This is a genomic window from Streptomyces sp. NPDC030838, assembly GCF_055572035.1.
In genome coordinates this window covers 18,771-43,361 of record NZ_JBVIED010000007.1, presented here as the reverse complement: position 1 = coordinate 43,361, position 24,591 = coordinate 18,771, and the positions used below count along the sequence as shown (strand labels likewise).

General features: G+C 71.8%; 16 protein-coding genes. 9 read left to right on the top strand and 7 right to left on the bottom strand.

What is annotated here, in order from left to right; all coding sequences use genetic code 11:
• Positions 1–142: 142 nt before the first annotated feature.
• Both ACZ42A_RS19665 and ACZ42A_RS19660 read right to left on the bottom strand, forming a co-directional pair.
• Positions 143–2,962, bottom strand: a complete 2,820-nt coding sequence (locus tag ACZ42A_RS19665) for a helix-turn-helix transcriptional regulator (protein ID WP_468528501.1) — start codon at positions 2,960–2,962, stop codon at positions 143–145.
• 264 nt (positions 2,963–3,226) lie between these two features.
• On the bottom strand, positions 3,227–4,057 hold the full coding sequence (locus ACZ42A_RS19660) for a response regulator transcription factor (protein ID WP_468528500.1): 831 nt from the start codon (positions 4,055–4,057) through the stop codon (positions 3,227–3,229).
• A 124-nt stretch (positions 4,058–4,181) separates the two neighbouring features.
• Here ACZ42A_RS19660 and ACZ42A_RS19655 point away from each other — a divergent pair, with 124 nt between their 5' ends.
• The 3 genes from ACZ42A_RS19655 to ACZ42A_RS19645 all read left to right on the top strand — a co-directional run bounded on the left by ACZ42A_RS19655 (position 4,182) and on the right by ACZ42A_RS19645 (position 8,528).
• The gene (locus tag ACZ42A_RS19655) at positions 4,182–5,855 is read left to right on the top strand and encodes an AMP-binding protein (RefSeq protein ID WP_468528499.1); all 1,674 of its coding nucleotides are present in this window, start codon (positions 4,182–4,184) and stop codon (positions 5,853–5,855) included.
• Positions 5,852–7,438 carry an AMP-binding protein gene (locus tag ACZ42A_RS19650; protein ID WP_468528498.1) on the top strand — a complete coding sequence of 529 codons (1,587 nt, stop codon included), beginning with the start codon at positions 5,852–5,854 and terminating at the stop codon, positions 7,436–7,438. Before ACZ42A_RS19655 ends, ACZ42A_RS19650 begins: the two co-directional genes overlap by 4 nt.
• Positions 7,439–7,502: 64 nt before the next feature.
• The gene (locus ACZ42A_RS19645; RefSeq protein WP_468528772.1) at positions 7,503–8,528 is read left to right on the top strand and encodes a LacI family DNA-binding transcriptional regulator; all 1,026 of its coding nucleotides are present in this window, start codon (positions 7,503–7,505) and stop codon (positions 8,526–8,528) included.
• A gap of 142 nt (positions 8,529–8,670) precedes the next feature.
• Here ACZ42A_RS19645 and ACZ42A_RS19640 read toward each other — a convergent pair whose 3' ends face one another.
• Entirely contained in the window at positions 8,671–9,012 is a 342-nt protein-coding gene (locus tag ACZ42A_RS19640; protein ID WP_468528497.1) for a VOC family protein, read from the bottom strand.
• Positions 9,013–9,369: 357 nt separating this feature from the next.
• Here ACZ42A_RS19640 and ACZ42A_RS19635 point away from each other — a divergent pair, with 357 nt between their 5' ends.
• The 5 genes from ACZ42A_RS19635 (at position 9,370) to ACZ42A_RS19615 (ending at position 18,954) form a co-directional block, all read left to right on the top strand.
• Complete coding sequence (locus tag ACZ42A_RS19635; protein ID WP_468528496.1) at positions 9,370–11,727, top strand: glycoside hydrolase family 9 protein; 2,358 nt, start codon at positions 9,370–9,372, stop codon at positions 11,725–11,727.
• A 302-nt stretch (positions 11,728–12,029) separates the two neighbouring features.
• The gene (locus ACZ42A_RS19630) at positions 12,030–13,163 is read left to right on the top strand and encodes a glycoside hydrolase family 12 protein (RefSeq protein WP_468528495.1); all 1,134 of its coding nucleotides are present in this window, start codon (positions 12,030–12,032) and stop codon (positions 13,161–13,163) included.
• A 113-nt stretch (positions 13,164–13,276) separates the two neighbouring features.
• The gene (locus ACZ42A_RS19625) at positions 13,277–15,502 is read left to right on the top strand and encodes a glycoside hydrolase family 3 N-terminal domain-containing protein (protein WP_468528494.1); all 2,226 of its coding nucleotides are present in this window, start codon (positions 13,277–13,279) and stop codon (positions 15,500–15,502) included.
• Positions 15,503–15,584: 82 nt separating this feature from the next.
• Positions 15,585–17,807 carry a glycoside hydrolase family 6 protein gene (locus ACZ42A_RS19620; protein ID WP_468528493.1) on the top strand — a complete coding sequence of 741 codons (2,223 nt, stop codon included), beginning with the start codon at positions 15,585–15,587 and terminating at the stop codon, positions 17,805–17,807.
• 58 nt (positions 17,808–17,865) lie between these two features.
• Entirely contained in the window at positions 17,866–18,954 is a 1,089-nt protein-coding gene (locus ACZ42A_RS19615; protein WP_468528492.1) for a lytic polysaccharide monooxygenase auxiliary activity family 9 protein, read from the top strand.
• 63 nt (positions 18,955–19,017) lie between these two features.
• On the opposite strand, the gene ACZ42A_RS19610 is transcribed toward ACZ42A_RS19615, so the two are convergent.
• Entirely contained in the window at positions 19,018–19,695 is a 678-nt protein-coding gene (locus ACZ42A_RS19610; protein ID WP_468528491.1) for a hypothetical protein, read from the bottom strand.
• Between the two features lie 171 nt (positions 19,696–19,866).
• Here ACZ42A_RS19610 and gcl point away from each other — a divergent pair, with 171 nt between their 5' ends.
• Positions 19,867–21,651, top strand: a complete 1,785-nt coding sequence (gcl, locus tag ACZ42A_RS19605; protein WP_468528490.1) for a glyoxylate carboligase — start codon at positions 19,867–19,869, stop codon at positions 21,649–21,651.
• Positions 21,652–21,746: 95 nt separating this feature from the next.
• Here gcl and ACZ42A_RS19600 read toward each other — a convergent pair whose 3' ends face one another.
• From ACZ42A_RS19600 to ACZ42A_RS19590, 3 genes are all read right to left on the bottom strand, one after another.
• Positions 21,747–22,337 carry a TIGR04222 domain-containing membrane protein gene (locus ACZ42A_RS19600; RefSeq protein WP_468528489.1) on the bottom strand — a complete coding sequence of 197 codons (591 nt, stop codon included), beginning with the start codon at positions 22,335–22,337 and terminating at the stop codon, positions 21,747–21,749.
• Positions 22,338–22,507: 170 nt separating this feature from the next.
• Positions 22,508–22,744, bottom strand: a complete 237-nt coding sequence (locus ACZ42A_RS19595) for a hypothetical protein (protein WP_468528488.1) — start codon at positions 22,742–22,744, stop codon at positions 22,508–22,510.
• Between the two features lie 301 nt (positions 22,745–23,045).
• Positions 23,046–24,503 carry a catalase gene (locus tag ACZ42A_RS19590; RefSeq protein ID WP_468528487.1) on the bottom strand — a complete coding sequence of 486 codons (1,458 nt, stop codon included), beginning with the start codon at positions 24,501–24,503 and terminating at the stop codon, positions 23,046–23,048.
• Positions 24,504–24,591: the final 88 nt, after the last annotated feature.

The window sequence follows — 24,591 nt, the reverse complement described above, 5'->3', positions numbered from 1 at the left end:
CTCGGACGGACCTCCGTATGCCCGGCGAGCGGCACGTCCCCACGCTAGGAGGCGGGGCGCCGACCTCCCAATGAGGGAACCCCCTAAGGGAGTTGGTGCAGGGAAAACCCTCGGTCGGGCCCACTAGACCTGCACGCGCGCCTCAGCTCGTACGTCGCCCCGCCGCCAGCCGCACGATGTCCACCCGGGAGCGGATCCCCAGCTTGCGGTAGACCCGGGTCAGGGTCGCCTCGACCGTCTTGACGCTGATGAACAGCCGCGCCGCGATCTCCCGGTTGGTGGCGCCCTCCATGACCAGCGCGGCGACCTGACGCTCCATCGACGCGAGCCCGTCCAGCGCGGCCGGCGCCGGCGCGGGAGCGGACGCCGGGACCGGCGGCGGTTCCGGCAGCGCGGCCGCCGCCTCCACCTGCCGCAGCCAGGGCAGCGCCCGGCACCGCCGGAACAGCCGCGCCGCCTCGTCGTACGACGTCCGCCCCGGCCGTCCCGTGCTGCGCAGCCGGGCGAGTACGAAGGCGGCCCGGGCCTCCTCCAGCCCGTACCCCAGCTTGGCGAGCCGGTCCTGCACCGACGTCAGCCGGGCGATCGCGCCCTCGTGGTCCCCGCGCGCCGCCCGCACCAGGGCCTCGGCCCGGTCCAGTACCGCGAGCACGCTCTCCCGGCCCAGCCGCAGCGCCTGCTCCCGGGTGACGTCGACGACGTCCTGCGCCTCGGCGATCTCCCCGATCCGCACCAGCGCCTCCGCGAGGTCGCCGTGCCAGCGCCCGCGGGCCGGATCCGTCACCCCGAGGCCCTGCTCCAGTTCCCACACCCGGCGCAGCGACCGGACGGTGCCGGGAGCGTCCCCGGCGACCAGCTGGACGTAGCCGAGGGAGGCCAGGGCGCGTGACATGTAGATCTGGTCGCCGTCCTCCTCCGCGTGCTCGGCGGCCTCCCGGGCCAGCGCCAGCGCCCGGTCGACGTCCCCGCCGGACGCCTCCGCGACGGAGGTCAGCTGGGCGGAGGCGACCTCGCCGATCCCCGAGTCCCGGGCGAGGCGCAGGCTCTCGCGGGCCAGGTCGAGGGCGCGCCCGCAGTGCCCGGAGCGCAGTTCGGTCTCGGCGAGCAGGCGCAGGAAGTGGACCTCGCTCTCCACCATGCCGCGCCGCCGCACCTCGCTGAGCAGCCGGGTGACCGTGGCGCGGGCCTCCGGCAGCTGGTCGCTCATCAGCAGCCAGCGCAGCCGGGTCGAGCCCGCCCCGTTGTGATGGCAGGCGACCTGCGGGTCCTGCGGTTCCTCCAGCGCCCGCCGGATGGTGGCCGGGGCGTCCGGGTGGCCCATCAGGGTCTCGGCCTGCGCCTGGAAGGCGAGCGCCAGCAGCTCGGTACGCCGGTCCCCGGCCCGCGCGGCCAGCTCGGCGGCGTGCGCGGCCTCCTCCCGGCCCTCCGCGAAGTCGCCCTCGACGACCAGTCCGCGCCAGGCCAGCTGGTAGTGGACCAGGGCGAGCAGCCGCGGGTCGTCGCCCGCGTCGGCGAGCGCCTGCGGGAAGACGGCGTCGACCTCCCCGAGGGCCTGCCCGGCCGCCTCGATCACCACCATCCAGGCGCGCACCCGGTCGGCGGGCACAGTGGCGCGGGACAGCACCTCCCGCGCGATGTCCCGGGCGAGGTCCACCTCTCCGGCGGTGATGGCGTCCTCGGCGGCCTGCAACCGCCGCTCGTCGGCGGCCGGGACGGCGTCGGCGGGAGTGTGCCGGGCGGCGAGCAGCCCCAGCGAGGCCGCCACCGACGGCGCCCCGCGGTCCCGGGCCAGCGCGGCGGCCTCGGCGAGCCGCGCCGCCACCTCCGGGTCGGTGCCGATGGTCGCCAGGGCGAGATGCCGGGCCCGTTCGATCGGGTCGGAGGCCGCCTCGGACAGCGCGGCGTGCGCGGCCCGCCGCTGGTGCGCGGGCGCCTCCGCGTACAGCGCGGCCGAGATCAGCGGATGCGCGAACCGTACGGCCGGACCCTCCGACTCGGTGGCCAGCAGCCCGAGTTCGGCGGCCCGCGCGGTTTCCGCCTCGGCGTTGTCGCGGCCGGTCGCGTGCAGCAGGGCCAGCGTGGGACGGGCGCCCGCGCTGGCCACGAGGAGGGTGTGCCGGGCCTCGTCGGACAGCATCTCGAGGCGGCTCAGCACCAGGGCGCGCAGCGAGGTCGGCACCGGCAGCGGCTCGCCCGGCCGGGGCGGAGTCGGGTTCTCGGCGAGGGCGCGGCCCAGTTCCAGCGCGAACAGCGGGTTGCCGCCGCTGGTGCGGTGGATGTCCCGGACCGTGGAGCGGGGCAGCCCGGTGTAGCCGCGGTGGTCGAGCAGGGCGGAGACCTGGGCGCGGGAGAGCGGGCCGAGGCGCAGCGCGAGGGTGTCGGGCGGGGCGGCCCGCAGCTGCCGGTCGTACTCCTGGCCCTCGGTACGGACCGCGCACAGCAGCTGGACCGGGGTGTCGCCGAGGCGGCGGGCGGCGAAGCCGAGCAGTTCGGCGCTGGCCGGGTCCAGCCACTGGAGGTCGTCGGCGACGACGAGGACGGGACCCGCCGCGGCGAGCGCGCGCAGCGCCGACAGCACGGCGAGCCGCAGCGCGAGTCCGTCGCGCTGGAGGGTGGACTCGCCGCGGCCGGTGAGCGCCGACTCCAGCGCGGTGCGCTGGGTGGCGGGCAACTGGCCGGACACCTCGTCGAGGACCAGGCCCAGCAGGTCGGCGAGGGCGAGGAAGGGGAGATGGGATTCGGACTCGGTCGCCGAGCAGCGCAACACGGTCCGGGCCGTGGCGCCGTATTCCGCGGCCAATGCCCGCAGCACGGTCGACTTTCCTATTCCGGCGGGGCCGTGGAGCAGCACACTGCCGCCGCGGTCCAGCTGCTCACGCGCCGCGGTGAACGGCTCCTCCCGGCCGATGACCAGGTCGGGGCGGCATCTGGCAGGCTCCTTGAAGTCCCGTCGCACGGTCACCGCTCCCCTCCGTGTGTCGTGTCCGGGCCAAATTCTAGGCGGGGAGTCATTGAAATTCGGAGGGGCGAGACGGTGAGGGAAATAACAGCAACGTGCATGGGGAATTTCAGCTCCGTGGCAATTGCATGACGAACGGCACGCGGGAGCGCTCCGAAGGGGCGACTCCGGGTGCGCCCGGAAGGGGCGCGGGGAACTGCGCGAGCAACCACGACGAGCCCGCGGCCGCCAGACTTCAGAACCCCTACGGCGCTCATGCCGGGGCCCCTACGGCAACACCCCCGCCCGCCGCGCAGCCACCACCGCCTCCCCCCGCGTCCGCGCGCCCAGCTTCCGCATCGCCGAGCGCAGATAGCTCTTCACCGTCTCCGGGCGCAGCCCCAGCCGCTCGGCGGCCACGGCGTTCGTCGAGCCCGCCGCCACACAGGCCAGCACGTCCACCTCACGCGGCGCCAGCCGCACCTCGCGGGACGTGCGGCCCGGAGCGAGCAGCCCGCACGCGTCGAGCAGCTCCGCCCGCAGCGCCGGATCGGCGATCCGCGGCGCCAGCGCCCGCAGCGCCGCGTGCGCCTCCCGCATCCGCTCGCGTTCCGCTCCGGCGTCGGCCCGCGGCTCGGCCGCCCGTACGGTGTCCAGCAGCCCGCGGGCCTCGTCCCGCGCCACCAGCGCCTGCTCCACGTCCCGCGCCGCCTCGACGGCCGCGTGCAGCATGCGGTCGCCCAGCGGCTGCGCGGTGCGCAGAGCGCCGTACAGCACACCCCGCACCCGCCGCCGTACGACGACGGGCACCGCGAGCACGGACCGCAGCCCCTCCACGGCGACCGGTGCGTCGTACTCGTGGCTGATCTGCCGCGAGGCGGAGTAGTCGGTCACGGCGCACGGCCGGCCCAGCGCCACCGCCTTCCCGCCAAGACCGTTGCCGGAAGTCACCGCGAGCGCGCTCAGCGCCGGGGTCCGCGTCCCGGTCAGCTCGGTGATGCGCATCCGCGGCCGCCCCGCCTCCACCAGACCGCCGAAGGCCACCGGAAGGCCGGTCGTCCGGCGCAGCCGCAGCAGCGCGCCCCGTATCTCCGCCGTGTCCGCCGCGTCTGCTCCCACGTGCTCGCCCTTTCCTCGCCGCGCCCTGCGGCGCACACCCCCGTTAGGGGGTAGTGAGACCTGCATCACGGATTACACGATGTCCGGGAGCCGCCCGGCAACGGTCCGGACAGAGGGAGAACAGATGACGACGGCGACCGAGGACTTCCGCAGGGCGCGGGACTTCCTGCTGGCACACCGTGAGGACTACGCCACGGCCTACGACGGCTTCGCCTGGCCCCGGCCCGAGCACTTCAACTGGGCACTGGACTGGTTCGACGTCATCGCGGACGGCAACGACCGCACCGCGCTGCACATCGTCGAGGAGGACGGCACCGAGACCCGGCTGAGCTTCGCCGAACTCTCCGACCGCTCCGACCGGGTCGCGAACTGGCTGCGCGCCCAGGGCGTCGCCGCCGGGGACCGCGTCCTCGTCATGCTCGGCAACCAGGCCGAGCTGTGGGAGACCGCCCTGGCCGCGATGAAACTGCGCGCCGTCGTCATCCCCGCCACCCCGCTCCTCGGCCCCGCCGACCTGCGCGACCGCGTCGACCGCGGCCGGGTCCGCCAGGTGATCGTGCGCGCGGCCGACACCGGGAAGTTCGACGAGGTGCCCGGCGACTACACCCGTATCGCGGTGGGCGGCGCCCCGGCCGGGCCGTGGCTGCCGTACGAGGAGGCGTACACGGCGCCGTCCGGCTTCACGCCCGACGGCCCCACCCGCGCCGACGACCCGCTGATGCTCTACTTCACCTCCGGCACCACCGCCCGCCCCAAACTGGTCGAGCACACCCACACCTCGTACCCCGTCGGCCATCTGGCGACGATGTACTGGATCGGACTCAGGCCCGGCGACGTGCACCTCAACATCTCCTCACCGGGCTGGGCCAAGCACGCCTGGTCCAACCTCTTCGCCCCCTGGAACGCCGAGGCGACGGTCTTCCTCCTCAACTACACCCGCTTCGACGCCGCCCGCCTCATGGCCGAGATGGACCGCGCCGGCGTCACCACCTTCTGCGCCCCGCCCACCGTGTGGCGCATGCTCATCCAGGCGGACCTCGGCGCGCTGCGCACCCCGCCCCGCGAGGCCGTCGCCGCCGGCGAGCCGCTCAACCCCGAGGTCATCGAGCAGGTCCGGCGCGCCTGGGACATCACCATCCGGGACGGCTTCGGCCAGACCGAGACCGCCGTCCAGGTCGCCAACACCCCCGGCCAGCCGCTGAAGACCGGCTCCATGGGCCGCCCCAGCCCCGGCTACCGCGTCGAACTCCTCGACCCGGTCACCGGCGCACCCGGCGCGACGGAGGGCGAGCTCGCCCTGGACCTCGCGGAGAGGCCGGTCGGTCTGATGACCGGCTACCACGGCGACGCCGACCGCACGGCGGAGGTGATGGCCGACGGCTACTACCGCACGGGGGACGTCGCATCAAGGGACGAAGACGGATATCTGACGTATATCGGGCGAAGTGACGACGTCTTCAAGGCGTCCGACTACAAGATCAGCCCCTTCGAGCTGGAGAGCGCCCTGCTGGAGCACGAGGCGGTCGCCGAGGCGGCGGTCGTCCCCGCCCCCGACGAGCTGCGCCTGGCCGTCCCCAAGGCGTACGTCGTCCTGGCGGACGGCTGGACGCCGGGCCCCGACACCGCGAAGGTCCTCTTCGAGCACTCCCGCGAGACGCTGGCGCCGTACAAGCGCATCCGCCGCCTGGAGTTCGCCGACCTGCCCAAGACCGTCTCCGGCAAGATCCGCCGCGTGGAGCTGCGCGAGGCCACGGCGGCCGGCTCGGACGCCGAGTACCGCGAGGAGGACTTCCGGTGAACTCGTACGCTCACGGCGTCGGCGAGACCCCGCTCCTCGGCGACACCATCGGTGCGAGCCTGGACCGCGCGGTCGCCGCCTGGCCGGACCGCGACGTGCTGGTCGACGTCCCGTCCGGCCGCCGCTGGACGTACGCGCGGTTCGCCGCGGACGTCGACGACCTGGCGCGCGCCCTGATCGCGAGCGGCGTGGCCAAGGGCGACCGGGTCGGCATCTGGGCGGTCAACTGCCCCGAGTGGGTCCTCGTCCAGTACGCCACCGCGCGGATCGGCGCGGTCATGGTCAACATCAACCCGGCGTACCGCACGCACGAGGTCGAGTACGTCCTCAAACAGTCCGGCGTCTCGCTCCTGTTCGCCTCGCTCCGCCACAAGACGAGCGACTACCGGGCGATGGCCGAACAGGTGCGGGGAAACTGCCCCGAGCTGAGGCAGATCGTCTACTTCGCCGACCCGAGCTGGGAGGAACTGCTGGACCGGGGCGGCGGGACACCCGCCGTGTACCCGGAGCTGTCCTGCGACGACCCCATCAACATCCAGTACACCTCGGGCACGACGGGCTTCCCGAAGGGCGCGACGCTCTCCCACCACAACATCCTCAACAACGGTTACTTCGTGGGGGAGTTGATCGGATACACGGAGAATGACCGGGTATGCGTGCCGGTCCCGTTCTACCACTGCTTCGGCATGGTGATGGGGAACCTGGCGGCCACCTCCCATGGCGCCTGCATCGTCATCCCGGCCCCCTCCTTCGACCCGAAGGCCACCCTGGAGGCGGTCCAGCAGGAGCGCTGCACCTCGCTCTACGGCGTCCCGACGATGTTCATCGCGGAGCTGAACCTGCCGGACTTCGCGTCGTACGACCTCTCCTCGCTGCGGACGGGCATCATGGCGGGCTCGCCGTGCCCCGTGGAGGTGATGAAGCGGGTGGTCGCCGAGATGCACATGGAGCAGGTCTCGATCTGCTACGGCATGACCGAGACCTCCCCGGTGTCGCTGCAGACCCGTATGGACGACGACCTGGAGCACCGCACCGCCACGGTCGGCCGGGTCCTGCCGCACATCGAGGTGAAGATCGTCGACCCGGCGACGGGTGTGACCCAACCACGCGGCACCGCAGGCGAGTTGTGCACGCGCGGCTACAGCGTGATGCTCGGCTACTGGAACGAGCCCGAGAAGACCGCCGAGGCCGTCGACGCGGGCCGCTGGATGCACACCGGGGACCTCGCGGTGATGCGGGAGGACGGCTACGTGGAGATCGTCGGCCGCATCAAGGACATGATCATCCGGGGCGGCGAGAACATCTACCCGCGCGAGATCGAGGAGTTCCTCTACGCCCACCCGAAGATCGCCGACGTCCAGGTCGTCGGGGTGCCGCACGAGCGGTACGGCGAGGAGGTGCTGGCCTGCGTCATCCCGCGCGACGCCGCGGACCCGTTGACGCTGGAGGAGCTGCGCGCGTTCTGCGACGGCCGGCTGGCCCACTACAAGATCCCGAGCAGGCTTCAGCTGCTCGACTCCTTCCCGATGACGGTGTCCGGAAAGGTGCGGAAGGTGGAGCTGAGGGAGAGGTACGGCGCCTGAGGGATGGTGAACGTCCGCAAGGGCATTCGATCACCCGTAAGATCGGATGCCCTTGGGGGTGATGATGGTCAAACGGCGGCCCGGTACGACGCCCACGCTGGAGCAGGTGGCCACCCTCGCCGGTGTCGGGCGGGGCACGGTCTCCCGCGTCATCAACAACGAGGCGGGCGTCAAGGAGTCGACGCGCCACGCCGTCCGGCAGGCGATCGCCGAACTCGGCTATGTGCCCAACCTGGCGGCGCGTTCGCTGGCCGGGCGGCGGGCCGACGCCGTGGCGCTGGTGATGACGGAGCGGGACTGGCGGCTGTTCGGCGAGCCGTTCTTCTCGGAGACGGTCACGGCCGTCGGCGACGCCCTGACCGACACCTCCGTACAACTGCTGCTCACCCTGGTCCGCACGGACGCCGAACGGCAGCGGTTCGTCGAGTACGCGCGCGGCGGCCGGGTCGACGGTGTGCTGCTGATGTCCGTCCGCGCCGAGGACCGGCTGCCGGACATGCTCGCCGACGCCGGCCTGCCCACGGTGCTGCTGGGCCGCCGCTCCGGCGAGGAGCAGATCACCTACGTGGACGCGGACAACGTGGGCGGTGCGCGGGAGGCGGTGACCCACCTGCTGCGCACCGGCCGCCGTTCGATCGCGACCGTCACCGGCCCGCTCGACATGTACGTCGCCCAGTGCCGCCTGCGCGGCTACCGGCAGGCCCTGACCGAGGCGGGACTGTCCAGTGACGCCTCCTGGACCGTCGAGGGCGACTTCACCGAGGCGAGCGGACGCCGCGCGATGACCGAACTCCTCGAACGCCACCCGGAGGTCGATGCCGTCCTCGCCGCCTCCGACACCATGGCCGCCGGCGCCCTCGCCGTCCTGCGCGCGGCGGGCCGCCGCGTCCCCGACGACGTGGCGGTCATCGGCTTCGACGACTTCCAGCTCGCCCAGCACACCGACCCACCGCTGACCACGGTCCGCCAGCCGCTGGAGGAGATCGGCCGCACGATGGTCCGCCTGCTGCTGGAGGAGATGGACCAGCCGGAGGTGGCGTGGCGGCATGTGATCCTGCGGACGCAGTTGGTGGTGCGGGAGTCGGCGTGAGCTGTCGGAACCGGCGCTCGGTTCATCCGACGACGTCATACGACCACAGGACCGCAACCGTGTCCCGCCAGGACTGCCAGGCGCGGGCCGGCGTCGGTGAAGCGCGCCGCCGTCTCGCCGAGCCCGAGGCCACGACGCTGGTTCAGGGGCCGACGTACTCGAACACCCCGCCAGACGGATGCCGCAGCACGGCCCGGTGGCCGCTCGGTGTCGGGGCGGTGGGAGCGACCACCTCGGCGCCCGCCTCCACCGCTTCCTTCACCACCGTGTCGACATCCGCGACCGTCAGCGTGGCCGCCACACCGGCCACGCGCTGCACGGCGTCGTCCGGGCCGCTGAACAGCAGGAAGGGGCCGACACTCGCCAGGGTGACCCCGGCGAAGGCGAAGCGGGATGCGGTGCTCCCGGTGAGCCTCTCGTAGAAGGGCACCGCCGCGTCCAGATCCTCGACGCGTTGCCTCACGACCACTGATTCGATAGCCATGATCGACATCATCGCATCTCCCAATCGGCCTATGCAGAGCGGGAGTTGAGCGCGCCATGCATGGTGTGCGGCAGCCCTCCCGAGCCGCCGCAGCGCATCTGTCCTGGTCCGCTTCTCTTGACACCGGAGGCCCCTCCTGGCTTCATGGCCAGCACGTGGGAGCGCTCCCAAAGGACTCCCGGCGCCTGCTCCCGCACGCCTCCCCGCGGACGTGAGCCGGCGCCGGGCTTCATCACGCCCCCGACCGATGGCCCCGAGGGCCGCCTCCCCGCATGGCACACCACAACGCATGCCACATGGCACGGCACGACCCCGATCCATCCTCCCCGCACACCGCCGTACGGAAAGGACGATCCGTTGCGCCCGTACCTGCGCTCCCTCAACCCGTTCACCCGCCGCAGACGCTCAGCCCCCGCCGCCCTCGCCGCCACCCTCACCGCCGGCCTGCTCCTCCCCCTCACCGCCGCAGGCCCCTCCGCCGCCGCGCCTGCGTTCAACTACGGCGAGGCGCTCCAGAAGTCCCTCCTCTTCTATGAGGCCCAGCAGTCCGGCGAACTCCCGGACTGGAACCGGGTCGGCTGGCGCGGCGACTCCGCGCTGGACGACGGGAAGGACGTCGGCATCGATCTCACCGGCGGGTGGTACGACGCCGGGGACCACGTCAAGTTCGGCCTGCCGATGGCGTATTCGGCGACCGTGCTGGCCTGGGGCGGGCTGGAGGAGCGCGCCGCCTACACCGACACCGGCCAGTGGACGCACCTGAAGAACAACCTCCGGTTCGTCAACGACTACTTCGTCAAGGCCCATCCCTCGCCCAACGTCCTCTACGGACAGGTCGGGCACGGCGGCCGCGACCACGCCTGGTGGGGGCCCGCTGAAGTCATGCCCATGGAGCGGCCCGCCTTCAAGGTCGACGCCTCCTGCCCCGGGTCCGACCTCGCCGGGCAGACCGCCGCCGCCATGGCGGCCTCCTCGATGGTCTTCGCGGACAGCGACGCCGCGTACGCCGACAAGCTGCTCACCCACGCCAAGCAGCTCTACTCCTTCGCCGACACCTACCGCGGCGAGTACAGCGACTGCATCACCGACGCCCAGGGCTACTACAACTCCTGGAGCGGCTACCGGGACGAGCTGGTGTGGGGTGCGATCTGGCTGCACAAGGCCACAGGTGATCCCGCCTACCTCGCCAAGGCCGAGAGTTACTACGACAACCTCTCCACCGAACCCCAGTCCTCCACCCGCTCCTACCGCTGGACCCTCTCCTGGGACGACAGCTCCTACGGCGCCTACGTCCTGCTCGCCCAGCTCACCGGCAAGCAGAAGTACATCGACGACGCCAACCGCTGGCTGGACTGGTGGACCGTCGGCGTGAACGGCAGCCGGGTGCGCTACTCGCCCGGCGGGCAGGCCGTCCTCGACAGCTGGGGCTCCCTGCGTTACGCCGCCAACACCGCGTTCGCCGCGCTCGTCTATTCCGACTGGCTGAGCGGGGATCCCACCCGCAAGGCCCGCTACCACGACTTCGCCGTCCGGCAGATCAACTACGCCCTCGGCGACAATCCGCGCAGCTCCAGCTACGTCGTGGGGTTCGGGGCCAATCCGCCGACGAAGCCCCATCACCGTACGGCGCACGGGTCCTGGTCCGACCAGATCACCAACCCCGCCGACAGCCGGCACGTGCTGTACGGCGCTCTCGTCGGCGGGCCCAGCGCGGCCGATGACGCCTACACCGACGACCGGCAGAACTACGTCAACAACGAGGTCGCCACCGACTACAACGCCGCCTTCACCGGCGCCCTCGCCCGCCTCTACGCCGAGTACGGTGGCGCCCCCCAGACCGACTTCCCCACGCCGGAGACGCCCGACGGTCCGGAGATGTCCGTACAGGCCTCCGTGAACGCCTCGGGCACCAACTTCACCGAGATCAAGGCCTATCTCGTCAACAAGTCCGCCTGGCCCGCCCGCGCCCTCACCGACAGCTCCCTGCGCTACTACTTCACCCTGGAGCCGGGCGTCCAGCCGAGCCAGATCAGCGTTACCACCAACTACAACCAGTGCGGGCCGGTCTCCGGGCCCACCCGTTACGCGGGCGACGTCCACTACGTCACCGTCGACTGCTCCAACGCCGTGATCGCGCCCGCCGGCCAGTCCGCTTACCGCAAGGAGGTGCAGTTCCGGATCAGCTCCGCCGGTGCCTGGAATCCCGGCAACGACTGGTCGTACCAGCGGATCGCCACCACCCCGGGCAGCACCCCGGTGGACGCCCCGAACATCGTCCTGCTGGAGGGCGCGGACCGGCAGTGGGGCACCCTGCCCGACGGCAGCACCCCCACTCCCACTCCCACTCCCACCCCCACCCCCACCCCAACCCCGGATCCGACCCCCACTCCCACCCCCGCCGAAGGCTGCGCCGTCACCTACACCGTCGGCTCCTCCTGGAACGGCGGATTCACCGCCGAGGTGAAGCTGAAGAACACCGGGACCGCAGCGGTCAACGGGTGGAAGCTCGGCTTCTCCTTCCAGGGCGCCGAGAAGGTCACCAACGCCTGGAACGCCACGGTCACCCAGTCCGGAGCCGACGTCACCGCCTCCGACGCCGGTCACAACGCCACCCTGCCCGCGGGCGCCACGGCGAGCTTCGGCTTCCAGGGGAGCGGGGCACCGTCGGGTACGCCCACCGGGTTCACGCTCAACGGTCGTACGTGCACCTCCTGATCCCCGTTCTCTGTCCCCACCCGGCCCCGTTCCTCGCAACTTTCGGGAGCGCTCCCAATTCCGTTGTCCGGCTTGCCTGTTGAGCGGGCGACCGATCCCACCCCGCTGACCTGCGGCTTCGAAATCCATTCGACGGATTCGTGTGCACAGGGTTGTCAGGAACATGGGGTGACTCCTACAGTCGCGACCGAAACCGGTGGGGTGGGAGCGCTCCCATCAGTGGGGAGATGGGAGCGCTCCCGACACCCGAACCCGCACAGCGTCCCCTGTCGAAATCCGGTTCCCTCGGAGAGAGGCCCCGCATGCGATCGTCACCGCACCGCCTCCGCACCGCCCGCGCCCTGTTCGGCGCGCTCCTCACCGCTCTGACCACCCTCGCGGCGCTGCTCGCCGGCAGCGCGCCCGCCCAGGCCGACACGCTGATCTGCGAGCAGTACGGATCGACCGTGATCCAGGGCCGCTACGTCGTCCAGAACAACCGCTGGGGCACCAGTGCCACCCAGTGCGTCACCGCGACCGACACCGGCTTCCGGGTCACCCAGGCCGACGGCTCGGTGCCGACCAACGGCGCGCCCAAGTCGTACCCGTCCGTCTTCAACGGCTGCCACTACACCAACTGTTCGCCGGGGACCAACCTCCCCGCGCAGATCAGCTCCATCTCCAGTGCGCCGAGCAGCATTTCCTACGGCTACGTCTCCAACGCCGTGTACAACGCCTCGTACGACATCTGGCTGGACCCGACGCCCCGCACCGACGGGGTCAACCGGACCGAGATCATGATCTGGTTCAACCGGGTCGGCCCGATCCAGCCGATCGGCTCGCAGACCGGCACCGCCACCGTCGCCGGGCGCTCCTGGGAGGTGTGGACCGGCAGCAACGGGTCCAACGACGTGATCTCCTTCGTCGCCCCGTCGGCGATCAGCAGCTGGAGCTTCGACGTCATGGACTTCGTCGACCAGACCGTCGCCCGGGGCATGGCGCAGAGCAACTGGTACCTGACGAGCGTTCAGGCCGGGTTCGAGCCGTGGCAGAACGGCGCCGGGCTCACGGTGAACTCCTTCTCCTCCGCCGTGAACCTCGGTGGCGGCGGCGACCCCGGTGACCCGGGCGACCCGGCGGCGAGCTGCCAGGTGGCGTACGACACCAACGTCTGGCAGGGCGGGTTCACCGCCAACGTGACCGTGAAGAACACCGGTTCGACCGCCGTGGACGGCTGGCAGCTCGGGTTCACCCTGCCCTCCGGGCAGCGGATCGGCAACGCCTGGAACGCGACCCTGTCCGGGGCGACCGGCGCCGTCACGGCGAGCCCCGTGGCGCACAACGCGCGCATCGCGGCCGGCGGCACCCAGACCTTCGGGTTCCAGGGCACCTACAGCGCAACCTTCGCCGAGCCGGCCGCGTTCACCCTGAACGGCACCACCTGCTCGGTCGCCTGACCCGAGCCACACCGACCCGCTCCGGGCTCCGTCCTGCGCCGACGGGGCGGACCCCGGAGCGCACCACCCCCGCCCCTCCCGCCCCTCCGGACCGCCCCCGGAAAGGCCCCGCCATGAGCCCGCTCCTCTCCGAAGCCCCCGCCCGCCGCTCCGCCCGCCGCCCCACGCTCGTCGCCGCCCTCTGCGCCGCCGCCCTCGCGGTCACCGCACTGACCGCCGCCTCCCCGCCCGAGCCGGCCGCCGCCCCCGCCGCCGCGCTGCCGTACCAGGACCCGTCGCTGCCCGTGCCGCAGCGGGTCGACGACCTGCTGGGCCGGATGACTCTGGACGACAAGCTCGGCCAGATGACCCAGATCGAGAAGGACGCGCTGGTCCCGAGGTCCGACCTCGCCACCTACCGCATCGGCTCGGTGCTCTCCGGGGGCGACTCGACGGTCAGCCCCAACAATGCCCAGACCTGGGCCGACACCTACGACTCCCTCCAGCGCACCGCCCTGACCGCACCGCTCGGCATCCCGATGATCTACGGCATCGACGCGGTGCACGGCCACAACGCGGTGCGCGGCGCCACGATCTTCCCGCACAACATCGGCCTCGGCGCCACCCGCGACCCCGCCCTGGTGCAGCGCGTCGGGCGCGCGGTCGCCGAGGAGGTGGCCGGCACCGGCATCGACTGGTCCTTCGCGCCCTGCCTGTGCGTGGCCCGCGACGACCGGTGGGGGCGGACATACGAGTCGTTCGGCGAGACGGCCGAACTGCCCACCGCCATGACCTCGTTCATCACCGGGATGCAGGGCGACACCCTGGGTGGTGACCCGGCCTCCGTGCTCACCACCGCCAAGCACTTCCTCGGCGACGGCGGCACCACCGGCGGCGTCGACCAGGGCAACACCCAGATCTCCGAGGCCGAGCTGCGCGCCATCCACCTGCCGCCCTTCAAGGAGGCGGTCAAGCGCGGCGTGGGCTCGGTGATGCTGTCCTACAGCAGCTGGAACGGGGTCCGCTCGCACGCCCACAAGTACCTGGTCACCGACGTCCTCAAGGGCGAGCTGGGCTTCACCGGCTTCGTCGTGTCCGACTGGGCCGCCGTCGACCAGCTCGACGGGCAGAGCGGGTTCACCGGCGCGGAGATCGCCACCGCCGTCAACGCGGGCGTCGACATGGTGATGGTCCCGCACGACTACAAGAAGTTCCTGAGCCTGCTGCGCGGCGAGGTCACCGCGGGCCGGGTCTCCCAGGCCCGGATCGACGACGCCAACCGGCGCATCCTGACGAAGAAGTTCCAGCTCGGTCTGTTCGAGCGGCCGTTGACCGACCGTTCGTACACCTCCACGGTCGGCTCGGCCGCCCACCGCACCCTCGCCCGGCAGGCGGTGCGCGCCTCACAGGTGCTGCTGAAGAACGACGGCGGGATCCTGCCGCTGCCGAAGACGGGCAAACTGTTCGTCGCCGGGAAGTCCGCCGACGACATCGGCAACCAGAGCGGCGGCTGGACCCTGGGCTGGCAGGGCCGCAGCGGCGCCGTCACCGAGGGCACCACCGTCCTCCAGGGCATCCGGTCCGCGGTCGCCGACCCGTCCAAGGTCACCTACGACCGCTACGGCAACGGCATCGACGGCAGCTACACGGCCGCCGTGGCCGTCGTCGGCGAGACCCCGTACGCGGAGATGCGCGGCGACCGCCCCGACGGCATGGGCCTCGACCAGGAGGACCTGGCGACCCTGGCCCGGCTGAAGGCGAGCGGGGTGCCCGTCGTGGTGGTGCTGGTCTCCGGCCGCCCGCTGGACATCGCGGCACAACTGCCCGACTGGCAGGCCCTGCTGGCGGCCTGGCTGCCCGGCACCGAAGGCGGCGGAGTGGCGGACGTACTGTTCGGCGACCACGCGCCGACGGGCAAGCTGCCCATGACGTGGATGCGCGGCGTCTCCCAGCAGCCCATCAACGACGGCGACGGCAAGAGCCCGCTCTTCCCCTACGGGCACGGCCTGACCTACGGCACCACCCCCGACCCCGACCCGGATCCCGACCCCGACCCGACGCCGGCCAAGGCCTGCACCGCCACCCATAAGCTGGTCAACTCCTGGCCCGGCGGCCACCAGGCGGAGGTCACCGTCAAGAACACCGGCACCGGCCCGATCACGGGCTGGACGGTCGACTGGGACCTGGGCGGCGCGACCGTCACCAGCCTCTGGAACGGCACCCACACCGTCTCCGGCGGCCGGATCACGGTCCGCGACACCGGCTCCAACGGCACCCTCGCCGCCGGCGCCACCACCTCGTTCGGCTACACGGCGAACGGCACAGCGGGCACCCCCGCCCCGCGCTGCACCCCCGCCTGACCGGACCCACGGTTCTCCCCACCGGTCGATCCCGCGGACGTCCCCACCCCGTCGCCCGCACCCCCGCACTCGAGGAGAGCACATGACAGACCGGACCAGGCGCAGGGGCGCCCGCCCGCGCAGACCGCACCGCAAGCGGGCGGCGGCGCTGGCCATCGCGCTGAGCACCCTGCTGCTGGGGGCCGCGGCCCAGCTGTCCGCACCCCAGGCGTCCGCCGCCGAGGCACACGTCGACAATCCCTTCGCCGGCGCCTCGTTCTACGTCAACCCGGACTACGCCCGCCTGGTCGACGGGTCCATCGCCAAGACCACCGACGCCACGCTCAAGGCCAGGATGGAGAAGGTCAAGAGCTATCCGACGGCCGTCTGGCTGGACCGGATCGCCGCCATCCACGGCGGCGACGCCAACGCGGGCCGCAAGAGCCTCGCCGACCACCTCGACCTGGCGCTCGCGCAGAAGAAGCCCGGCCAGCCGCTCGTCGCCACCTTCGTCGTGTACGACCTGCCGGGCCGCGACTGCGCAGCGCTCGCCTCCAACGGTGAACTTCCCCTCACCGCCGAGGGCCTGGCGCGCTACAAGAGCGAGTACGTCGACGAGATCGCCAAGGTCTTCGCCAACCCGAAGTACCAGGACATCCGCATCACCACGGTCATCGAGCCGGACGGCCTGCCCAACCTGGTCACCAACCTCTCCGACCCGGAGTGCGCCCAGGCCAAGAGCAGCGGCATCCAGGTCGACGCCATCCGGTACGCCCTGAACAAGCTGCACGCCATCCCGAACGTGTACACCTACATGGACTTCGCCCACTCGGGCTGGCTCGGCTGGGACAACAACCTCTCCCAGACCACCCAGCTGTACACGGACGTCGTCAAGGGCACCACGGCCGGCCTGCGCAGCGTGGACGGGCTGATCACCAACGTTTCCAACTACACGCCGCTCGCCGAGCCGTTCCTCACCGACCCGACCAGGACGGTCGGCGGAAACCAGATCCGCTCCGGCAAGTTCTACGAGTGGAACGCGAACTTCGACGAGTCGGACTTCACCAAGGCGGTGCACGCCGCGCTGGTGGCGCAGGGCTGGCCCGCCTCCACCGGCATGGTCGTCGACACCTCCCGCAACGGCTGGGGAGGCGCGGCCCGGCCGACCGCCGAGTCCACCAGCACGGTCCTCGACACCTACGTCAGCCAGTCCAAGGTGGACCGCCGCACGCACCGCGGCCTGTGGTGCAACGTCAACGGCGCCGGACTCGGGCAGCCCCCGCAGGCCTCGCCCGCGGGCTACCCGGACTCACACCTCGACGCGTTCCTGTGGATCAAGCCGCCGGGGGAGTCGGACGGGGCGAGCAAGGACATCCCGAACGAGGAGGGCAAGCGCCCTGACCCGATGTGCAACCCGGACTACACCGCGCCCAACGCGGGCGGCAACCCGACCGGCGCGATGCCGGACGCGCCGCTCGCCGGCCACTGGTTCCACGACCAGTTCTCGATACTCGTACGGAACGCGTACCCGGCCGTGCCCACCGACGGCGGTGGCGACCCCGACCCGGTCGACACCACCGCCCCGACCGCGCCGACCGGTCTGCGGGCCACCGCGAAGACCGCGTCCAGCGTCTCCCTGGCCTGGACGGCGGCCACCGACAACGTGGGCGTCACCGGCTACGACGTCTACCGCGACGGCACCGAGGTCAGCGCCTCGCCGGTCGCCGGGACCACGTTCACCGACACCGGGCTGAGCGCCGCCACGGCGTACAGCTACACCGTGCGCGCCCGGGACGCCGCGGGGAACGTCTCCGCGGCCTCGACCGCGCTGAGCGTCACCACCGAGGCGGGCGGCGGCGGCCCCGACCCGGTCGGCGGCGTCAAGGTCACATACAAGAACAACGACGCCTCGGCCACGGACAACGCCATCCGCCCCGGCCTGCGGATCAGCAACACCGGCAGCGCCTCCGTGGACCTGACCAAGGTCACCGCCCGCTACTACTTCACCCGCGACGGCGGCTCGCCCACCGTGAACGCGTTCTGCGACCACGCGGCCGTCGGCTGCTCCAACGTCACCCTGCGGGTGGTGCCGCTGAGCACCCCGGTCGCGGGCGCCGACGCCTGCCTCGAGGTCGCCTTCAAGAGCGGCACCCTGCCCGCCGGCAAGGACACCGGCGACCTCCAGCTGCGCATGGCCAAGTCCGACTGGTCCGCGTTCGACGAGGCCGGTGACTACAGCCGTACCACCGCCACGTCCTACGCCGACGCCCCGAAGATCCCCGCCTACCTGAGCGGGGCCCTGGCGTGGGGCACCCCGCCGGCCTGACCGGCCCCGAACCCCCCGAGGAGACCCACACAACCCCACCACCATGACAGGAGAAACGATGGCGAGAAACAACAGACGATCACTGTCCTTACTGGCGGTGCTGGCCACCCTGCTCAGCGGGCTCGGCCTGGCCCTGATCGGACAGGGCAGCGCGCAGGCGCACGGCGTGGCGATGATGCCCGGATCGCGGACCTACCTCTGCTATCTGGACGCCAAGACCAGCACCGGCGCCCTGGACCCGACGAACCCGGCGTGCAAGGCCGCGCTCGCCGAGAGCGGTGCGACGGCGCTGTACAACTGGTTCGCCGTGCTCGACTCCAACGCGGGCGGACGCGGGCCGGGCTATGTGCCGGACGGCAAGCTGTGCAGCGCCGGCGACCGCTCCCCGTACAACTTCACCGGCTACAACGCCGCCCGCGCCGACTGGCCCCGTACGCACCTCACCTCCGGGGCGACGATGCGGGTCAAGTACAGCAACTGGGCCGCGCACCCGGGCGACTTCCGGGTGTACGTGTCCAAGCCCGGCTACTCGCCCACGCAGCCGCTGGGCTGGGGCGACCTGGAGCTGATCCAGACGGTCACCGACCCGCCGCAGTCCGGCTCGGTGGGCTCCGAGTCCGGTCACTACTACTGGGACCTGAAGCTGCCCTCGGGCCGCTCCGGTGACGCGGTGATGTTCATCCAGTGGGTGCGCTCGGACAGCCAGGAGAACTTCTTCTCCTGCTCCGACATCGTCTTCGACGGCGGCAACGGCGAGGTGACCGGCATCCGCGGCTCGAACGGCACCCCGACCCCGACGCCCACCCCGACTCCGACCCCGACGCCCACCGAGCCGCACACCGGGTGCATGGCCGTCTACTCGGTGACGAACTCCTGGAGCGGCGGCTTCCAGGGTTCCGTCGAGGTGATGAACCACAACACGGCACCGCAGAACGGCTGGGCGGTGCGCTGGCAGCCGGGCGACGGCACCAGGATCAGCCAGGTCTGGAACGGCACGCTGAGCACCGGGACGGACGGCACGGTCACGGTCCGGAACGCCGAGTACAACCGGACCATCGCGCCGGACGGCAGTGTGACCTTCGGCTTCACCGCCACCTCGACCGGCAACAACTTCCCGGTCGGCTCGATCGGCTGCGTCACCCCGTAACACAGGTTCATGGCCGCGCCGGCTCCCGCACCCGCGGGGCCGGCGCGGTCGTGTGTGCGGCCGTCAGGCGGTGAGCGCGTCGGCGTGGTCGTTGACCGGCTGCGGGGTGCCCGTGAGGTCGAGGACGAACAGCGGCACGCCCAGCGTGTCGGCCCGGGCGCGGGCCTCGTCGGTGTACCCGGCGAGGGAGAAGTAGACGCAGGCCGCCGACTCCGTCATCGCGGTCAGCCACAGGCACTCCACGTCCCGCGCCCGCGCCGGGCGCACCGTGGGGTCCACCTGGGCCAGCACACCGGGAGCGGCGAGCCCGATCCCGGACGGCGGGCGCCGGTCCGCGCGCCGTACGTCCCGGTGGCCGAGCCAGCGCAGATAGAGGGCGGCGGCGGTGACCGCGTCGCGGGCGGTGCGGATGGTCACCGGCTGGAAGGCCGGGCGCGCCGGCCCGGCGGGCTTCTCCTCCGGGGCGGCGTCCACGCCCGCCACCGGGAGCCGCAGCACCGTGCCGCAGGGGCAGCCCAGCTCCGGGTGCGGCCACTGGGCCGGGCGGTCGCAGGCGGCGCAGCGCACGGTCACCCACTCCTCGTCCCAGGAGCGATGGGTGACGGCGGTCGCGGGCGCGTGGGGATCGAGCGGCGGCGCGACGAGTGCCCCGCAGGCGCACGGATAGGACGGCGCGGCGAACAGATGGGCGCGCCGACAGGCCGGACACCGCACCGACACGCTCTCGGACATGCCCCCCATCGTGCTCCCCCCGGCGCTCGTCTGTCCGCCGCTTCGGGCGTCTCTTGACGGCTTTCGTCTGTCACCCTACATTGCTTCCAGATAGTAGAAGTTCATTTCCGCTATACGGAAGAAGTGCTCACCGCGGGGCGCGACGGGAGTGCGTATCCGACAGCCGAAGCAGGAGTTCCCATGGCTCGTATGACCGCTGCCCGCGCGGCAGTCGAGATCCTCAAGCGCGAGGGCGTCACCGACGCGTTCGGTGTGCCCGGTGCGGCGATCAACCCCTTCTACGCGGCCCTCAAAGCCTCCGGCGGCATCACGCACACCCTTGCCCGCCATGTCGAGGGCGCCTCCCACATGGCCGAGGGCTACACCCGCACCCACCCCGGCAACATCGGCGTCTGCATCGGCACCTCCGGTCCGGCCGGCACCGACATGATCACCGGTCTGTACTCGGCGACCGGCGACTCCATCCCGATCCTGTGCATCACCGGCCAGGCCCCGACCGCCGTGATCCACAAAGAGGACTTCCAGGCCGTCGACATCGCCTCGATCGCCAAGCCGGTCACCAAGATGGCGGTGACCGTCCTGGAGGCCGCGCAGGTCCCCGGCGTCTTCCAGCAGGCCTTCCACCTGATGCGCTCCGGCCGCCCCGGCCCGGTCCTGATCGACCTGCCGATCGACGTCCAGCTCACCGAGATCGAGTTCGACCCGGAGACCTACGAGCCGCTGCAGGCCTACAAGCCCGCCGCGACCCGCGCCCAGATCGAGAAGGCGATCGGCATGCTCAACGCCGCCGAGCGCCCGCTGATCGTCGCGGGCGGCGGTGTCATCAACGCCGACGCGGCCGATCTGCTGGTGGAGTTCGCCGAACTGACGGGCACTCCGGTCGTGCCCACCCTGATGGGCTGGGGCGTGCTGCCCGACGACCACGCGCTGAACGCCGGCATGGTGGGCCTGCAGACCTCGCACCGCTACGGCAACGCGACCTTCCTGGAGTCCGACTTCGTCCTCGGCATCGGCAACCGCTGGGCCAACCGCCACACCGGCAAGCTCGACGTCTACACCGAGGGCCGGAAGTTCGTCCACGTCGACATCGAGCCCACCCAGATCGGCAAGATCTTCGCCCCGGACTACGGCATCGCCTCCGACGCCAAGGCCGCCCTGGAGCTCTTCGTCGAGGTCGCCAAGGAGCTGAAGGCCGCGGGCAGGCTGCCCGACCGCTCCGCCTGGGCCGCCGCCGCGCAGGAGAAGAAGGCGACCCTGCTGCGCCGCACCCACTTCGACAACATCCCGATCAAGCCGCAGCGCGTCTACGAGGAGATGAACAAGGCCTTCGGCCCGGAGACCCGGTACGTCTCCACCATCGGCCTCTCCCAGATCGCCGGCGCGCAGATGCTGCACGTCTACCGGCCGCGCCACTGGATCAACTGCGGCCAGGCGGGCCCGCTGGGCTGGACGATCCCGGCCGCGCTGGGCGTGGCGAAGGCCGACCCGGAGGCGCAGGTCGTCGCCCTCTCCGGCGACTACGACTTCCAGTTCATGATCGAGGAGCTGGCGGTCGGCGCGCAGCACAAGATCCCGTACGTCCACGTCCTGGTCAACAACTCCTACCTCGGCCTGATCCGCCAGGCGCAGCGGGCGTTCGACATCGACTTCCAGGTCAAGCTGGAGTTCGAGAACATCAACTCGCCCGAGCTGGGCGTCTACGGCGTCGACCACGTGAAGGTCGCCGAGGGCCTCGGCTGCAAGGCGATCCGGGTGACCGACCCGAGCGAACTCGGCGCCGCGTTCGAGCAGGCCAAGAAGCTGGCCGCCGAGTACCGGGTGCCGGTCGTCGTCGAGGCGATCCTCGAGCGCGTCACCAACATCTCCATGTCCGGCACCAACGACATCAGCAACGTCGTGGAGTTCGAGGAGATCGCGACCGAGCCGGGGCACGCCCCGACGTCGATCAAGACGCTGAAGGCCTGACGCATACGGCGGTCATACGACGGTCACGACGCTCGTACGACGCTGAGGGCGGCCCATCCGGGGGGTGGGCCGCCCTTTCGCATGCCCGTGCGGAGTCAGTCGGAGCCGCCGCCGTCCCCGCCGCCGCAGGTCGGTCCCGCGCCCCCGTAGCCCCAGGAGGGGCTGGTACCGCGTACGTCCGTCACGTCGACCCGCGGCAGCAGCCCCGCCCGGTAGGCGAACCGAGGCACGAGCGCCCGCAGGGCCTCCTCGCCGTGCAGGGCGACGGCCAGCAGTTTGTCGTGGTCGGTCAGGCCGTGGCGCCGGACGGGCAGCGGGTGGCGTGCCCGCAGGGCCTCCACCTCGCGCCGGGCGGCCCGCGTGGGGCCGAGGAACGGCCAGCGCAGCAGCCCGGCCTCGGCGAGCGGGACGCGTGTCAGGGCCACGGCCAGACGGACGTCCGCGTGGCGCATGAGCCGGCGCGGCCGCAGCGGCCGGTCCAGGGCGGAGTGCACGACGTCCTCGAAGGGGGAGGCGAGCGCGGCGGCCGCGGCGTCCCAGGGCACCGCGCGAAGCGTGCCCGGCTGTCCCGGTTCCACCACGCCCCGCAGATGGAGCGCCACCAGAGCGACGGTGACGGCGGCGCGCGGGCCGCCCCGCAGCAGCGCGATCTCGTGCGGCGCCAGGGCCGCCGTACCGTCGCTCATGGCTCTCACCCCCGTGCCGGGGCCCGCCGCCCCCGTGCCGGCGGGCCCCGTGACAGCACTGTGCCCGCCCCCGGGGGTGGATTACGCCTCCCGGGGGCGGGTTCAGAGGTTGATTTGAGCATGTCGTACCGGCCATACGACCGGTGACGTACGGCCGTTCAGGCCTCGTGTCAGGCCTCGTGGTGCTCCGACAGCCCCGGCCAGTCGTCGGGGCCGCCGCCCTGCCACTCGATGAAGTCGCTCTCCGCCACGTCCGTCACATACAGGTCGGCCAGCCGCAGGATCTCGCCGACGTCGTCGGCGTGCGTGGCGATCCCCAGCGTCTCGTCGCCCTCGGTGACCCGTCGGGATCCGTCCAGGGCGGGGGGATGGACCACGACGTGCGGATGCTCCGATGCAGGTGCCATGCCTTCAGGCTGCTGCGCACCGGACCGATCCGCACCCCGGCGACGCTCCGGAGACACGGAAAGCGCCGGGTGCGGGACCGTCCGCACCCGGCGCTCGTCCGGAGTGGTGCTGGGACCGCGGCGGATGCGACGGTACCGGCGGCCCCTTCCCTCAGGTCGAGAAGGGAGTCACCAGTCCTTCACCACCGCACTGGCTCGCACGCCGCCGCGGTCCTCACCCTGTCCGCGCCCGCCCCTGCCGGGCGACCACCCCTCATCCGGGTCGTCCGGCGGCCGGGCGCGGTCAGGGAGTTCTCGGGCCTCAGTCCTCGCGCAGGGCGCGGACCGCCTCCTCCACACGCTTGCCGTACTCCGGGTCGGCGGCGTGGAAGTGGGCCAGGTTCTTCTCGATGACGTCGTCGCGGGAGACCTGGGACAGGCCGCCGGCGATGTTGGCGACGAGGCGGGACTTCTCCTCCGCGCTCATCAGCCGGTACAGCTCGCCCGCCTGGAAGAAGTCGTCGTCCTTGGTGTGCTGCGGGGCCGCGTGGGTGCCGGTGTGGCCGGTCACCGCGAGCGGGGCGGACAGCGGGCGGCCGGTCTCGACCGGGCCGTCGTAGGAGTTCGGCTCGTAGTTCTTGGCGTGCCGGCCCTGGCCGTTGACGGCCATGAAGCCGTCGCGGCCGTAGTTGTTCGCGACGGTCGCCTTCGGGGCGTTCACCGCGAGCTGGGTGTGGTTGACGCCCAGGCGGTAGCGGTGCGCGTCGGCGTAGGCGAAGAGGCGGCCCTGGAGCATCTTGTCCGGGGACGGACCGATGCCCGGCACGAAGTTGTTCGGGGAGAACGCGGCCTGCTCGACCTCGGCGAACACGTTGTCCGGGTTGCGGTCGAGGACCAGGCGGCCCACGCGCTGCAGCGGGTAGTCCTTGTGCGGCCACACCTTGGTCAGGTCGAACGGGTTGAACCGGTAGTCCGCCGCCTCGGCCGCCGGCATGATCTGCACATACAGCGTCCAGGACGGGTTCACGCCGCGCTCGATCGCCTGGAGCAGGTCCGTCTGGTGGGAGTTGGGGTCCTTGCCCGCGATCTCCTGGGCCTGCTCGGTGGACAGGCAGCGGATGCCCTGGTTCGTCTTGAAGTGGTACTTGACGAAGAAGGCCTCGCCCTGCTCGTTCGTCCACTGGTAGGTGTGCGAGCCGTAGCCGTTCATGTGGCGGTACGACGCCGGGATGCCGCGGTCGCCCATCAGCCAGGTGATCTGGTGGGTGGCCTCGGGGGAGTGGGCCCAGAAGTCCCAGACGTTGTCCGGCTCCTGCTTGCCGGTGAACGGGTCGCGCTTCTGCGAGTGGATGAAGTCCGGGAACTTGATCGGGTCCTTGATGAAGAAGACCGGGGTGTTGTTCCCGACGAGGTCGTAATTGCCTTCCTCGGTGTAGAACTTGACCGCGAACCCGCGCGGGTCGCGCACCGCGTCGGCGCCGCCGAGCGAGTCGGCCACGGTGGAGAAGCGCAGGAACACCTCGGTGCGCTTGCCGATCGTGTTCAGGAAGTCGGCGTGCGTGTAGCCGGTGACGTCGTCGGTCACCTCGAAGTAGCCGTAGGCGCCGGAGCCGCGGGCGTGCACCACGCGCTCCGGGATGCGCTCGCGGTTGAAGCGCGCCAGCTTCTCCAGGAGGTGCTGGTCCTGGAGGAGGAGGGGGCCGCCGACGCCGGCGGAGGCGGAGTTCTGGTTGTCGGCGACCGGGGCGCCGGACTCGGTGGTGAGCACGCGCTTCGACATCGTGGACCTTCCGTACGAGGGGCAGCGGAAAACGACTTCCGCTTTGTGGAGCCTAGAAGTGGGCCGATCGGGGCGTCAACAGTTTGTT

Coding starts and splice junctions, on each gene's coding strand:
- ACZ42A_RS19655 (WP_468528499.1), top strand. CDS start 4,182: ATGACGACGGCGACCGAGGACTTCCGCAGGGCGCGGGACTTCCTGCTG.
- ACZ42A_RS19645 (WP_468528772.1), top strand. CDS start 7,503: ATGGTCAAACGGCGGCCCGGTACGACGCCCACGCTGGAGCAGGTGGCC.
- ACZ42A_RS19640 (WP_468528497.1), bottom strand. CDS start 9,012: ATGGCTATCGAATCAGTGGTCGTGAGGCAACGCGTCGAGGATCTGGAC.
- ACZ42A_RS19630 (WP_468528495.1), top strand. CDS start 12,030: ATGCGATCGTCACCGCACCGCCTCCGCACCGCCCGCGCCCTGTTCGGC.
- ACZ42A_RS19625 (WP_468528494.1), top strand. CDS start 13,277: ATGAGCCCGCTCCTCTCCGAAGCCCCCGCCCGCCGCTCCGCCCGCCGC.
- ACZ42A_RS19620 (WP_468528493.1), top strand. CDS start 15,585: ATGACAGACCGGACCAGGCGCAGGGGCGCCCGCCCGCGCAGACCGCAC.
- ACZ42A_RS19615 (WP_468528492.1), top strand. CDS start 17,866: ATGGCGAGAAACAACAGACGATCACTGTCCTTACTGGCGGTGCTGGCC.
- ACZ42A_RS19610 (WP_468528491.1), bottom strand. CDS start 19,695: ATGGGGGGCATGTCCGAGAGCGTGTCGGTGCGGTGTCCGGCCTGTCGG.
- gcl (WP_468528490.1), top strand. CDS start 19,867: ATGGCTCGTATGACCGCTGCCCGCGCGGCAGTCGAGATCCTCAAGCGC.
- ACZ42A_RS19600 (WP_468528489.1), bottom strand. CDS start 22,337: ATGAGCGACGGTACGGCGGCCCTGGCGCCGCACGAGATCGCGCTGCTG.
- ACZ42A_RS19595 (WP_468528488.1), bottom strand. CDS start 22,744: ATGGCACCTGCATCGGAGCATCCGCACGTCGTGGTCCATCCCCCCGCC.
- ACZ42A_RS19590 (WP_468528487.1), bottom strand. CDS start 24,503: ATGTCGAAGCGCGTGCTCACCACCGAGTCCGGCGCCCCGGTCGCCGAC.